The organism is Gelidimonas diazotrophica, from assembly GCF_055694025.1.
In genome coordinates this window covers 3,195,685-3,207,791 of sequence record NZ_CM146349.1, presented here as the reverse complement: position 1 = coordinate 3,207,791, position 12,107 = coordinate 3,195,685, and the positions used below count along the sequence as shown (strand labels likewise).

At 57.9% G+C, this 12,107-nt stretch carries 14 protein-coding genes; 7 read left to right on the top strand and 7 right to left on the bottom strand.

The annotated features are described in order from the left end of the window. The first annotated feature begins 21 nt into the window (after nt 1-21). The 4 genes from glcE to KGFNPO_RS14910 all read left to right on the top strand — a co-directional run bounded on the left by glcE (nt 22) and on the right by KGFNPO_RS14910 (nt 3,553). Nucleotides 22-1,119 carry a glycolate oxidase subunit GlcE gene (gene glcE / locus KGFNPO_RS14925; protein ID WP_472632022.1) on the top strand — a complete coding sequence of 366 codons (1,098 nt, stop codon included), beginning with the start codon at nt 22-24 and terminating at the stop codon, nt 1,117-1,119. A gap of 17 nt (nt 1,120-1,136) precedes the next feature. Then, the gene (gene glcF, locus KGFNPO_RS14920) at nt 1,137-2,363 is read left to right on the top strand and encodes a glycolate oxidase subunit GlcF (RefSeq protein ID WP_472632021.1); all 1,227 of its coding nucleotides are present in this window, start codon (nt 1,137-1,139) and stop codon (nt 2,361-2,363) included. Between the two features lie 135 nt (nt 2,364-2,498). Beyond that, complete coding sequence (locus KGFNPO_RS14915; protein ID WP_472632020.1) at nt 2,499-2,831, top strand: CidA/LrgA family protein; 333 nt, start codon at nt 2,499-2,501, stop codon at nt 2,829-2,831. Next, nucleotides 2,828-3,553 (top strand): LrgB family protein, encoded by a 726-nt coding sequence (locus KGFNPO_RS14910; RefSeq protein WP_472632019.1) that lies wholly within the window; start codon nt 2,828-2,830, stop codon nt 3,551-3,553. The genes KGFNPO_RS14915 and KGFNPO_RS14910 overlap by 4 nt, the downstream gene beginning before the upstream one ends. A 93-nt stretch (nt 3,554-3,646) precedes the next feature. On the opposite strand, the gene KGFNPO_RS14905 is transcribed toward KGFNPO_RS14910, so the two are convergent. Beyond that, the gene (locus KGFNPO_RS14905) at nt 3,647-4,783 is read right to left on the bottom strand and encodes a PilT/PilU family type 4a pilus ATPase (protein ID WP_472632018.1); all 1,137 of its coding nucleotides are present in this window, start codon (nt 4,781-4,783) and stop codon (nt 3,647-3,649) included. A gap of 217 nt (nt 4,784-5,000) precedes the next feature. Next, complete coding sequence (locus KGFNPO_RS14900; RefSeq protein ID WP_472632017.1) at nt 5,001-6,044, bottom strand: type IV pilus twitching motility protein PilT; 1,044 nt, start codon at nt 6,042-6,044, stop codon at nt 5,001-5,003. A 122-nt stretch (nt 6,045-6,166) separates the two neighbouring features. On the opposite strand from KGFNPO_RS14900, the gene KGFNPO_RS14895 reads away from it, so the two are divergent. Then, nucleotides 6,167-6,892, top strand: a complete 726-nt coding sequence (locus KGFNPO_RS14895) for a YggS family pyridoxal phosphate-dependent enzyme (protein WP_472632016.1) — start codon at nt 6,167-6,169, stop codon at nt 6,890-6,892. 1 nt (nt 6,893) lies between these two features. After that, nucleotides 6,894-7,706 (top strand): pyrroline-5-carboxylate reductase, encoded by an 813-nt coding sequence (proC, locus tag KGFNPO_RS14890; protein WP_472632015.1) that lies wholly within the window; start codon nt 6,894-6,896, stop codon nt 7,704-7,706. Between the two features lie 148 nt (nt 7,707-7,854). Here proC and KGFNPO_RS14885 read toward each other — a convergent pair whose 3' ends face one another. The 5 genes from KGFNPO_RS14885 to KGFNPO_RS14865 all read right to left on the bottom strand — a co-directional run bounded on the left by KGFNPO_RS14885 (nt 7,855) and on the right by KGFNPO_RS14865 (nt 10,906). Then, nucleotides 7,855-8,178 carry a YqjK family protein gene (locus KGFNPO_RS14885; RefSeq protein ID WP_472632014.1) on the bottom strand — a complete coding sequence of 108 codons (324 nt, stop codon included), beginning with the start codon at nt 8,176-8,178 and terminating at the stop codon, nt 7,855-7,857. Next, nucleotides 8,178-8,561, bottom strand: coding sequence for a phage holin family protein (locus KGFNPO_RS14880; protein ID WP_472632013.1), 384 nt, complete (start codon nt 8,559-8,561; stop codon nt 8,178-8,180). The genes KGFNPO_RS14885 and KGFNPO_RS14880 overlap by 1 nt, the downstream gene beginning before the upstream one ends. Next, a complete protein-coding gene (locus KGFNPO_RS14875; RefSeq protein ID WP_472632012.1) occupies nt 8,562-8,879 on the bottom strand; it encodes an ElaB/YgaM/YqjD family protein in 318 nt (105 codons plus the stop codon). A 151-nt stretch (nt 8,880-9,030) separates the two neighbouring features. Further along, nucleotides 9,031-9,897 carry a 4-hydroxybenzoate octaprenyltransferase gene (ubiA, locus tag KGFNPO_RS14870; RefSeq protein WP_472632011.1) on the bottom strand — a complete coding sequence of 289 codons (867 nt, stop codon included), beginning with the start codon at nt 9,895-9,897 and terminating at the stop codon, nt 9,031-9,033. Between the two features lie 58 nt (nt 9,898-9,955). Beyond that, complete coding sequence (locus tag KGFNPO_RS14865) at nt 9,956-10,906, bottom strand: hydrogen peroxide-inducible genes activator (protein ID WP_472632010.1); 951 nt, start codon at nt 10,904-10,906, stop codon at nt 9,956-9,958. 410 nt (nt 10,907-11,316) lie between these two features. On the opposite strand from KGFNPO_RS14865, the gene KGFNPO_RS14860 reads away from it, so the two are divergent. Further along, a complete protein-coding gene (locus tag KGFNPO_RS14860) occupies nt 11,317-11,853 on the top strand; it encodes a DUF4337 domain-containing protein (protein ID WP_472632009.1) in 537 nt (178 codons plus the stop codon). Nucleotides 11,854-12,107: the final 254 nt, after the last annotated feature.

Here is a 12,107-nt window from a genome sequence, read left to right as displayed (position 1 = left end):
AAATAATTGATCGGGCGAATGATGGAGCAAGCGTTACAGCATTTCAAACAGCAGGTGAAAAGCGCCGCTGCCGGCAAGACCGCGCTGCGCATTCACGGCGGCAGCAGCAAAGACTGGTACGGCCAAACATTAGCCGGCGCGGCGCTCGACACCCGCGCTTATCGCGGCATCGTCGCCTACGATCCGACCGAACTGGTGATCACCGCCCGCTGCGGCACCCCGTTGGCGGAAATCGAGGCGGCGCTGGCAGCAGAGAACCAGATGCTGGCATTCGAGCCGCCGCATTTCGGCGCACACGCCACCATCGGCGGCGTGTTCGCCAGCGGCCTGTCCGGCCCGCGCCGTCCTGCCGCCGGCGCGCTGCGCGATTTTGCGCTGGGTGCGGTGCTGCTGGATGGCCGCGGCGAAGTCTTGCGTTTCGGCGGCCAGGTAATGAAGAATGTGGCCGGCTACGATGTCTCGCGGCTGCTGGCCGGATCGATGGGAACGCTGGGCCTGATCCTGCAAGTGTCGCTCAAGGTATTGCCGAAACCGTTCGCCGAAGCCACCTTGCGCTTTGAACTGGATCAGGCGCAGGCGATCACGCAACTCAATGCATGGGCCGGCCAGCCGTTGCCGATTTCGGCCAGCGCCTGGCATGACGGCGTGCTGATTCTGCGCCTGTCGGGCGCGCAGGCGGCGGTGTCTGCCGCGCAGAACAAGTTGGGTGGCGAACCAGTACAGGATAGTGATGCCGAACAATTCTGGATTCCGTTGCGCGAACAGAGCAACGGTTTCTTTGACAGTACTGATTCTGATGCCGATGCTGAGCAAGCGGCTTTGTGGCGCTTGTCGGTGCCTGGCGTCTGCGCGCCGCTACTGGAAAAATATGCGCAATTGATCGAATGGGGCGGCGCACAGCGCTGGCTCAAAACCGATTCCAGCGCAGCCACGGCAGCCATTGTGCGCGCCGCGGCGTTTCAGGCCGGCGGCCACGCGACGCTGTTTCGCGGCGGCGACAAGTCGGTTGGCGTGTTCCAGCCGCTGGCACCGGCCATCGACCGCATCCATCGCAACCTGAAAAACGCGTTCGACCCGGACGCAGTTTTTAATCCGGGCCGGATGTTCGCGCATCTGTAGTGACTTGACGGACCATCATGCAAACCAATCTCGCTGACTTCATCAAAAATACCCGCGAAGGCCGGGAGGCCGATGCGATTTTGCGCAGCTGCGTTCACTGCGGTTTCTGCACCGCGACCTGTCCGACTTATCAGTTGCTGGGCGACGAACTGGATGGGCCGCGCGGGCGCATCTATCTGATCAAACAGGTACTGGAAGGCAAGCAAGCCAGCGCCAAAACGCAGACGCATCTGGACCGCTGCCTGACCTGCCGCAGTTGCGAAACCACTTGTCCGTCCGGCGTGCAATACGGCCGCCTGATTGATATCGGGCGCAAGATTGTCGATGACCAGGTGCCGCGTCCGTTGTCGCAACGCTTGCTGCGCACCGCGCTGAAAGAACTGTTGCCGCGCCGCTGGCTGTTCACGCCGGCGCTGAAGGCCGGCCAGTTGCTGCGGCCATTGCTGCCGAGGGCGCTGCAAAATAAAGTACCTGTTGCGCATCCTGCGGGTCTCTGGCCGACTGCCGTCCATGCGCGCAAGATGCTGCTGCTCGACGGCTGCGTGCAACCGGCGATGTCGCCCAATATCAACGCCGCCACCGCCCGCGTGTTCGATGCGCTCGGGGTGCAACTGGTGGTGGCGCCCAAAGCCGGCTGCTGCGGCGCGATTCGCACCCATCTGAACGATCAGGCCGGCGGCCTGGACGACATGCGGCGCAATATCGACGCCTGGTGGCCGCTGGTGGAAGCGGGAGCGGAAGCAATCGTGATGACCGCCTCCGGCTGCGGCGTGACGGTCAAGGATTACGGCCATTTGCTGGCAGCCGATCCGGCCTATGCGCAGAAGGCGCAGCGGATTTCGGCCATGACCCGCGACGTCAGTGAAATCCTGCCCGATTTCGAAGCAGCATTGCTGCAAAAGCTCGCTGGCAAGATCAGCAAACGGGTCGCCTATCATCCGCCCTGCACATTGCAACACGGCCAACAAATCCGCGGCAAGGTCGAACGCGTGCTGCGTGCGGCCGGCGTCGATGTCACGCTGTGCGCCGACAGCCATTTGTGTTGCGGCTCCGCCGGCACTTATTCGGTATTGCAGCCGGCGCTGTCGTATCAATTGCGCGATAACAAGCTGGCCAATCTGCAGGCTAGCGCGCCGGAGTTGATCGTGTCGGGCAATATCGGTTGCATCACGCACCTGCAGTCGGGCACCGCGACTCCGGTGCGGCACTGGATCGAGTTGATCGATAGCGCATTGGGTAACTGACACGACATCAGTAGGTCGGGTTAGCGGCTTCATCGCGTAACCCGACATTTGTGGCTGAGAATGTCGGGTTACGCTATCGCTAACCTACGATGATTACGCAACATTAAGTAGTGCAAGCTTCCGGGAGCATCCGCCATGATCAATACCTTTGCCACCTTGCTGGTTTTTCAAACTCTCGGGGAGGGGCTGGCCTATGCGTTATCGCTGCCGGTGCCCGGGCCTGTCATCGGCATGGTGCTGCTGTTTGTGTATCTGGTGTTTAAACGCGATGCAATTCACGATTTGGCGCCGACTTCGCTTGCTCTGCTGCGCCATCTGTCCTTGCTGTTCGTGCCGGCTGGCGTCGGGATCATGGTGCATTTCCAACGGGTTGCCACCGAGTGGCTGCCGATTGTTGCGGCCCTGCTGGCCAGCACCGTGGTATCGATCGTGGTCACCGCGGCGGTGGTCAAGGGTTTGCAGAAATGACGCCGAAGCTGGATGCGATCTGGGTGTATCTGGCGGCCTCGCCATTGCTGTGGCTGACGGCGACCTTGCTGGCTTACCAGATCGCGTTTGCGATTTATACCCGGGCCAAGTTCAATCCGCTGGCCAATCCGGTGGCAATAGCAGTGGCCTTGATCGTGCTGGTCCTGAGCTCGACCGGGACTTCCTACAAAACCTATTTTGATGGCGCGCAGTTCGTGCATTTTCTGCTGGGGCCGGTCACGGTGGCGCTGGCGATTCCGCTGTACCAGCAGATTGCAAAGCTCAAGCGCGACTGGCTCGCATTACTGGTGGGGTCTATTGTCGGCTCGGCTGCGGCAATTGCCACTGCAATGGCGGTCGCCAAGTGGCTGGGCGCATCGACGGCGACCATTCTTTCGATTGCGCCGAAATCGGTGACGATGTCGATTGCAATGGGGGTTGCGGAAAAAATCGGCGGTCTGCCGTCGCTCACGGCGGTGCTGGTGATGGTGACTGGTGTGCTCGGTGCGGTCATGGCGCGCGGCATCCTGAGCCTGATGAAGATTACCGACGCCAGCACCTGCGGCTTTGCGCTCGGCGTCACCGCACACGGCATCGGTACCGCAAGAGCGTTTCAGGTCAGCGAGCAAATGGGCGCTTTTGCCGGGTTGGCGATGGGGTTGTCGGGACTATTGACGGCCCTGTTCTTGCCGCTGGCGTTGAAATTGCTGGGGATAATATAGTGGATTTGTAGGTCGGGTTAGCGGCTTCATCGCGTAACCCGACATTTGCGGCTGGGAATGTCGGGTTACGCTACGCTAACCCGACCTACGATGCTAGATAATTCCCATGTGCGTGGTGCCGGCATTGAGGTCGCGGTTCTTGGCATTCTTGCTGTCGAGCTTGATCGCCAACCGCAGATCGTTGACTGAATCGGCAAAACGCAACGCGTTTTCATAGGAAATCGCGTCCGATTCATAGAGATCGAACAGCGCCTGGTCGAAAGTCTTCATGCCGATTTCATTCGAGCGCTTCATCACTTCCTTGATTTCCTGCACATTGCCCTTGAAGATATGATCGGCGACCAGCGGCGAATTGAGCAAAATTTCAACCGCTACGCAGCGCCCTTTGGTATCGCGCAGCGGAATCAGGCGTTGCGAGATGATGGCTTTCAGGTTCAGCGAAAGGTCCATCAATAGCTGGTGGCGGCGTTCTTCCGGGAAGAAGTTGATGATCCGGTCGAGTGCCTGGTTGGCGTTATTGGAATGCAGGGTCGCCAGGCACAGATGGCCGGTCTCGGCAAATGCGATGGCAAAATCCATCGTTTCGCGGTCGCGAATTTCCCCGATCTGGATCACGTTCGGCGCCTGGCGCAGCGCGTTTTTCAGTGCCACGCCCCAACTTTCGGTGTCCACGCCGACATCACGCTGGGTCACGATGCAATTCTTGTGCGGATGCACATATTCGACCGGATCTTCGATCGTGATGATATGCCCGTAGCTATTCTGATTGCGGTGGCCGATCATGGCCGCCAGGCTGCTGGATTTCCCCGATCCTGTGGCGCCGACCAGGATCACCAGTCCGCGCTGCGCCATCGCTACTTCTTTCAGACTTTCCGGCAAGCCCAGTTCTTCAAAGGTGGGAATCTTGGCCGTAATGGCGCGCAACACCATGCCGACACGGCCCTGCTGCACGAAGGCCGAGACCCGAAAGCGGCCGAGATTGCCCGGGCTGATGGCGAAATTGCATTCTTTTGTCGCTTCGAACGATGCGGCCTGCTTGTCGCTCATGATGGCGTGCGCCAGTTCGATCGTGTGGGCGGCGCTCAGGGCCTGGTTGGAGGCTGGCAGAATCTTGCCGTCGATTTTGAATGCCGGCGGGAAATCGGCGGTGATGAACAGGTCGGAGCCATTTTTGCTGACCATCAGTCGCAGCAATTCATGCATGAATTTGGTGGCTTGTTCGCGTTCCATGGGGTTGCCTTTAACGTGAAAGTCGCATGGCGACTCGCTTTGCTCCTCTCTCCCACTTGTGGGAGAGAGGCCGGGAGGTGAAGCAGGGATTTCTGGCAGCATGCTGCCTGCCTGCTGAACGATATTCGCCTGCAGGCGAATGGGCGCCCTGCAAGGGAGGGACGGCCATGCCTGTTGATGATATTTTCGTCATGGTCGTTAGTGAATTATTTCAGGTTCAGCCAGGGAAATTTTCCGGCGTTTTTGCCGCCGCGCGCGCGGTGCCGACGGAGATCGCGTTGCGCCGCACCAGTTCGGTCAGGTTGTGATCCAGTGTCTGCATGCCAATGCTGCTGCCGGTCTGGATCGCAGAGTACATTTGCGCTACCTTGCCTTCGCGAATCAGGTTACGGATCGCCGGCGTGCCGAGCATGATTTCATGCGCAGCGACGCGGCCAGCGCCGTCTTTGGTCTTGAGCAGCGTTTGTGAAATGACCGCCTGCAGCGATTCCGACAGCATCGAACGCACCATTTCCTTTTCTTCGGCCGGGAAAACGTCGACGATACGGTCGATGGTTTTGGCCGCCGACGAAGTATGCAGCGTGCCGAACACCATGTGGCCGGTTTCGGCTGCGGTCAAGGCCAGCCGGATGGTTTCCAGGTCGCGCAACTCGCCCACCAGGATCACGTCCGGATCTTCGCGCAGGGCCGAGCGCAGCGCATTGCTGAAGGAGTGCGTATGGGTGTTGACTTCGCGCTGGTTGATCAGGCATTTCTTCGATTCATGCACGAATTCGATCGGATCTTCGACCGTCAGGATGTGCGCGTATTCATTCTCGTTGACATGGTTGACCATGGCCGCCAGCGTGGTCGATTTACCGGACCCGGTCGGCCCTGTCACCAGCACCAGCCCGCGCGGCTTCATGGCCAGGTCGGTAAAAATTTTCGGTGCATTGAGCTGTTCCAGCGACAGCACTTTGGATGGAATGGTGCGCAGCACCGCAGCCGCGCCGCGGCCCTGATTGAAGACATTGACGCGGAATCGGGCCAGGCCCGGTATCTCGAACGAAAAATCGCATTCGAGGTGATCTTCGTAATTTTTGCGCTGGCTATCGTTCATGATGTCGTACAGCATGCCATGCACTTCCGCGTGATCCATTGCCGGCAAGTTGATCCGGCGCACATCGCCGTGTACGCGAATCATCGGCGGCATGCCGGCTGATAGATGCAAGTCGGATGCATTATTCTTTACCGAGAACGCGAGTAGTTCGGAGATGTCCATTTATAATCCTTTGGCCTGCAATAATGCGTGAGTGTTGGTATGTTTTCTGCAATATTTTCTGCAAAATTTTAATATAACTCAGGCAGAGTTTCTATCAAGCATCGCTTACAGAAAAATTGATTATGACCAGAATCCTCCAAAACTTGCAAGCCGTTCACCTGGCCATTGCTCAAGCGGCGCAGGCCGCGTCGCGCCATCCCGATAGCGTTCAGTTGCTGGCGGTATCGAAGACTTTTGGCCCGGAAGCCGTGCTGGAAGCGGTGCGTGCAGGACAGGCGGCGTTCGGCGAAAACTACTTGCAGGAAGCGCTGGACAAGATGGCTGCAGTAGGCGCTGCCTTGCAACAGGAGTTGGAGCAAAAACGGGTGCCGCTGCTGGAATGGCATTTCATCGGCCCGATCCAGAGCAACAAGACCCGGCCAATCGCCGAAAATTTCGACTGGGTCCATACGGTCGAGCGTGAAAAGATCGCCAGCCGTTTGTCCGAGCAGCGCCCGCACCATCTGGCTCCGCTGAATATCTGCCTGCAGGTCAACATCAGCGGTGAAATGAGCAAAAGCGGCGCCGCGCCTGAGGAAATTGCTGCCCTGGCGCAAGCAGTGGCCGCCATGCCGCGTCTGCGTCTGCGCGGCCTGATGGCGATTCCCGAGCCGGTTGCCGACTTCAATTTGCAGCGCCAGTCATTTGCTCGCTTGCGGCAATTGTTTGAAAATTTGAACGCACAGGGTTGCGCGCTCGATACATTATCAATGGGGATGTCGGCCGACATGGCGGCAGCCATCGCCGAAGGTGCCACCATTGTTCGCGTGGGGTCGGCAATTTTTGGTCAACGAAATTATGAAAGTTAATATGAAAATCAGCTTTATCGGTGGCGGCAACATGGCTACAGCGTTAATCAGCGGTCTGGCAGGCAAATTCACGGCCGGTGCCAATATCCATGTAATCGATCCGAATCCCGCCACGCTGGAAAAGCTGGTGCAGCAATTCGGCGTCACCACCTCGGCCCAGATCGATGCCACGGTGGCGCGTTCGGATGTGATCGTGCTGGCAGTCAAGCCGCAGCAGATGCGGGACGTGGCGGCGCATTTGCAACCGCAGGTATCGACGCAACTGGTGTTGTCGATTGCCGCCGGCATCCGGGCGCAGGATTTGTCTCGCTGGCTGGCGGGCCATGCTGCAATCGTGCGCTGCATGCCGAATACGCCAGCCCTGATCGGTCAGGGCATTACCGGAATGGTCGCGCTGCCGGGCGTATCGGCGGCGCAGCACGATGCTGCAAACAGCATCCTGCAGGCGGTAGGCAGCACGGTCTGGCTGGATGACGAGACGCAAATCGACGCCGTTACCGCAGTCTCCGGCAGCGGCCCGGCCTATGTGTTCTATTTTATCGAGGCGATGCAACAGGCCGCGCAGGAACTGGGATTGAGCGCGGAACAGGGCAGTCAGCTAGCGATCGCCACCTTTGTCGGGGCTGCGCAACTGGCTGCGCAATCCACGGAACCGGTCGCGGTATTGCGTGAACGCGTCACCTCAAAAGGCGGCACCACGTATGCGGCGCTCACCAGCATGGACGCCAGCGGCGTCAAGGACCGCATCATCGGTGCGGTGAAGGCGGCAGCGCTCAGGAGCCGGGAATTGGGTGAAGAGATGGGGCGCGATTAATTGACGTAATCGACGTAACTAGTAGGGGCGGGTTCCAAACCCGCCCTTGTACTTTGGTTACGAAGGGGTGGGTTTGGAACCCGCCCCTACGGGCACTTCTGCCATTTGGAAGAACCGGGGCAGTACCTGCGCTTAACTAAACGAAAAACTAAACGCCTGGTTTTTTCTTGTTGCGCGCCAGCATGTCATGCAGCAATGGCGTGACGGTGCGCAGCGCCTGCCAGGCCAGCAGGCCGGTGCGTAGCAGCGGCGGCAGGCGGCGCGGCTTGATAATGGCCAAGCCAACCAGTAAGCCGATTATCGCAGCCGGGCTGTTCTTGATGCGCTGCAAGAGCGCTAACCCATGGTCCAGGGTTGATGTCATCTGCGCCAGGGATTGGCTTTGCATCGATAGCGCATCGCGCTGTGCTGTGCAGCGGGCGATCAATTCAGCCCGACGTCTGGCGAGTGGCACGAACGTAGAGGAATTCATTACGCTCTCCTATCGCCGCTCTGGTCGGGATTGAGACGCACGAAATCCTTGCGCAGTTCCGCTAGCGTGTGCGACAGCATTTTCGGCTTGCTGCGGTAATTGCTGCGAATTCCCATCCCGATCACGATGCTGCAGAAACCGAAAGTGGCAATCAATGAGGCCAGAACCGGAATCCGGTGCGTATCCCAAAAAATCGCGACGATCAGCACTGTGCCCAGCAATATCGTCATGGCGAGACAGAACATCGCAACCAGCGCAAACAGCAGATAGGTGAAGAAACGCAGGGTTTCTTCTTCCAGTTCGACCGTGGCCAGTTCCAGCCGCGTTTGCAGCAGGTCGATCAGCGTCCCGGCCAGCCGGGCAATGGATGCAGCAATCGCCACTTATTTGCGGCCGATGAGCAAACCGATAATCAGTCCGACGCAAGCACCCAGACCGACCGACTTCCACGGATGATCCTTGACATACTCATCGGTGTTATGCATGACGTCCTTGGTTCTTTCGACGATGGTTTCTTCCAGATGAAGCATCTCGGACTTTGCGCTGCGCAGCGTCGATTCAAATTTTGCCTTGGCAATTCTGAATCCTTCGCCAGCCTGCTGTTCGGTGTTTTTCATCAGTTCTTCCGCATCCGTGATGACACTTTTCAGTTCGCCCATCATCTTGTCGCGACCATCGGTATTGATTTCATTGGGATTCATAAGGCACCTTGGCAAAGTTGGATTGATCTGAAATGATTTTACTGAAGGTCACTCGATTTACTTTGTCCCATATCAAATGGGTAAGTGGAAATGACCTTCGCTGCATCTGCGCCTACATCTGCATCTACACTGCAGCCAGTATAGGCGAATTTTAACCAGCGGCATAATCGAGCGCCACGCCGGCAAAGATGAATGCGCCCAGCCAGTTGTTGTGGCGGAAGGCGGCGAAGCAGCGCATCCGGTCGCGCTCGCGGATCAGCGTGTAATGATAGGCCGCACAGCCGGCAGCGCCGAGCAGGCCGGCGATGAACCAGCCGCGCAGGCCGAATTGCCAGCCGACTGCCAGAATAATGGTTAGCGTCGCCGCGTAGCACAGCATCACAGCGACCACATCAAAGCGGCCGAAGGTGATGGCCGAGGTTTTGAGGCCGAGCTTCAGGTCGTCGTCGCGGTCCACCATCGCATATTCGGTATCGTAGGCGACCGCCCAGAAGATATTTGCCAGCAGCAGCCACCATGCTTGCGCCGGCACCGTCGCTTGCACCGCGGCAAATCCCATCGGAATGCCAAAGCCGAAGGCGATGCCCAGATAAGCTTGCGGGATGGCGAAAAAACGCTTGAAGTACGGGTAGCTGCCGGCGATCAGCAGCGCCGCCACCGACAACTGCCTGGTCAGCGCATTCAGCGGCAGGATTAGCAAGAATGCCGCCAGCGCCAGCGCCAGCGCCACCAGCAGCGCTTCCCATGCGTTGATCTTGCCGGAAGTCAGCGGCCGGTCGACCGTGCGCTTGACGTGGCGGTCGATGTCGCGGTCGGCGTAATCGTTGACCGCACAGCCGGCCGAGCGCATCAGCGCGGTTCCCAGCGTAAAAATGAGCAGCAGCTTCCAGTCCGGAATGCCATCGCTGGCAAGCCAGAGCGCAATCAGGGTTGGCCACAGCAAGAGCAGAATGCCGATCGGCTTGTCGAGCCGGATCAGGCGGAAATACAGGGGCAGGCGTGCAGTGAGGGTGCGCATGTTTATTGTTAAAAGCGTCGTAAAAAGCAAAATGGAAATTTAGAACAATTGCGTTACTTTATTGTTCCAATGCGGCTGCATCGATCATCGTCACCCCGGGCAGGGTGCAGCGCAGAACTGCTTGCCGCACCGTTTCGATGGCGAGGCTGCGCGTGAAACTTTTGCGCCAGGCGATCACCACACGGCGCGCTGGCGCCGGCTGTTCGAACGGGATGTAACGCAGCATGCCGTTTTTGGCGTCCATGTCCGGCACCGAGGCCTTTGGCAGTACGGTAATGCCGATGCCGGAAGCCACCATGTGGCGGATGGTTTCCAGCGACGAGCCTTCGAAGGTGCGGGCGATGCCGTCGCCGGAGCTGGAGCCGGAGTAGCGCGACATCTCCGGACAAACTTCCAGCACCTGATCGCGGAAGCAATGGCCGTTGCCCAGCAGCAGCATGGTTTCCGACTTCAGATCTTCGGCCGCGATGCTGCTGCGGTTGGCCCAGCGATGGTGTTTCGGCAGCGCCACCACGAACGGTTCGTCATACAGCGGCTGCACCATCAAGCCATGATCCGGAATCGGCAACGCCATGATGGCGGCGTCCAGTTCGCCCTGGCGCAGCAGTTCAAGCAGTCGCACCGTGAAATTTTCCTGCAGCACCAGCGGCATTTGCGGCACCGTGTCGATCATGGTGCTCACCAGCGGCGGCAGCAGATACGGTGCAATGGTGTAGATCACGCCCAGACGCAAGGGACCTGCCAGCGGGTCCTTGTTCTGTTTGGCGATTTCCCTGATGGCGGCAGTCTGTTCCAGCACCAGCCCGGCCTGCGCGACGATTTTCGCGCCCAGCGGCGTGACCGAAATTTCAGCGCCGCCGCGCTCGAAAATCACCACGCCCAACTCATCTTCGAGCTTCTTGATGGCGACCGAAAGGGTTGGCTGCGCCACGAAGCAGGCTTCCGCCGCATGGCCAAAATGTTTTTCGCGTGCAACGGCGACGATGTATTTGAGTTCTGTCAGTGTCATGCCGGTATCTTCGCACAGTCCATAGGCGGGCGTAGGCCGGTTTCTGGCGCTGTCAACATACTGGGATTCTGTATTTTATATATGCGCATTAATAATATGCGGAAAACATCGTGAAAATTACGATACTCCTTATTTTTTGAAATTCTTTGTATCGCGTGTCCTGTTTGTGATTTTCGTGTCTTCCGTGGACAAGTGCGTAATATCAGTTAGTAAGTCTTAAATTGCAATTGCTTGCCTCAAACACCTGATCGATGGTTTTAGTTTTGGTTTGGCATGCAATTTGTCAGCCATACTCCAGCGCGTAGCAGAGCAATACACCAACGCAATCATCAACAACTATTCTAAATAGCAGCCATCTTGTTGAGAAGCAAAATGGCTGTCCGCGTAATACAACCTGTAAAAGAAAAATCATGGCTGAAGATAAGAAAGAACCCTGGCTCAACTATCTTGCACTTTCCACCGTCATATTGGCGGTATGCGCCACCTTGTCCACCTTCAAAGGTGGCGGTTATTCCACGCGTAGCGTAATCAGCCAGGCGCAAGCCTCGGACCAGTGGGCTTATTACCAAGCCAAGAGCATCAAAGAAAACCTGTACCAGTTGCAGGTCGAGAAAGTCCAGCTGGAAGTGGCGACGCTGGGGGCGAATTCGCCTCCCGCCAAGGCCGCGGCCTATCGGGATGCGCTGGCCGGCTACGAGAGGAAGGTGGATAAATACGCGAAGGAAAAGACCAGCATTGAGCAGAAGGCGAACCAGCTGGAGAAACAGCGCGATGAGGCGCAGAGGCACGGGCAACCATTTGGCTTGGCGGTCATTTTGTTGCAGATTGCGATACTGATTTCTTCCATTTCAGCCTTAATCAAGCGCAAGGTGCTCTGGTATCTCGCGCTCCCGGTTGGTTTGCTGGGAGTGGTCTTCTTTGCCGATGGATTTCTGCTTTTCCTGTAGCCGAAGTTTGATATGACGTAACTGATGTTACGCACGGCGCATGCAAAACATGAAAAACTTTGTCCACGAAAGACACGAAAAGCACCAAAGAATGCATAACACCGTTCTTTCGACAGCGGTAGAAAAGGTTTTTTCGTGTCTTTCGTGTTTTTCGTGGACTGAATCTTTGGTGCGTAACATCCGTCAGTAGGTCGGGTTACGCGATGAAGCCGCTAACCCGACCTACGAAACTTCTCCAGCCTGCGGCACAGGGA

What these genes read in the sequence shown, in the direction of transcription:
- KGFNPO_RS14900 (WP_472632017.1), bottom strand. Translation starts at nt 6,044, where the DNA reads ATGGACATCTCCGAACTACTCGCGTTCTCGGTAAAGAATAATGCATCC.
- KGFNPO_RS14865 (WP_472632010.1), bottom strand. Translation starts at nt 10,906, where the DNA reads ATGACACTGACAGAACTCAAATACATCGTCGCCGTTGCACGCGAAAAA.
- KGFNPO_RS14915 (WP_472632020.1), top strand. Translation starts at nt 2,499, where the DNA reads ATGATCAATACCTTTGCCACCTTGCTGGTTTTTCAAACTCTCGGGGAG.
- proC (WP_472632015.1), top strand. Translation starts at nt 6,894, where the DNA reads ATGAAAATCAGCTTTATCGGTGGCGGCAACATGGCTACAGCGTTAATC.
- KGFNPO_RS14905 (WP_472632018.1), bottom strand. Translation starts at nt 4,783, where the DNA reads ATGGAACGCGAACAAGCCACCAAATTCATGCATGAATTGCTGCGACTG.
- KGFNPO_RS14885 (WP_472632014.1), bottom strand. Translation starts at nt 8,178, where the DNA reads ATGAATTCCTCTACGTTCGTGCCACTCGCCAGACGTCGGGCTGAATTG.
- KGFNPO_RS14860 (WP_472632009.1), top strand. Translation starts at nt 11,317, where the DNA reads ATGGCTGAAGATAAGAAAGAACCCTGGCTCAACTATCTTGCACTTTCC.
- KGFNPO_RS14910 (WP_472632019.1), top strand. Translation starts at nt 2,828, where the DNA reads ATGACGCCGAAGCTGGATGCGATCTGGGTGTATCTGGCGGCCTCGCCA.
- glcE (WP_472632022.1), top strand. Translation starts at nt 22, where the DNA reads ATGGAGCAAGCGTTACAGCATTTCAAACAGCAGGTGAAAAGCGCCGCT.
- ubiA (WP_472632011.1), bottom strand. Translation starts at nt 9,897, where the DNA reads ATGCGCACCCTCACTGCACGCCTGCCCCTGTATTTCCGCCTGATCCGG.
- glcF (WP_472632021.1), top strand. Translation starts at nt 1,137, where the DNA reads ATGCAAACCAATCTCGCTGACTTCATCAAAAATACCCGCGAAGGCCGG.
- KGFNPO_RS14875 (WP_472632012.1), bottom strand. Translation starts at nt 8,879, where the DNA reads ATGAATCCCAATGAAATCAATACCGATGGTCGCGACAAGATGATGGGC.
- KGFNPO_RS14895 (WP_472632016.1), top strand. Translation starts at nt 6,167, where the DNA reads ATGACCAGAATCCTCCAAAACTTGCAAGCCGTTCACCTGGCCATTGCT.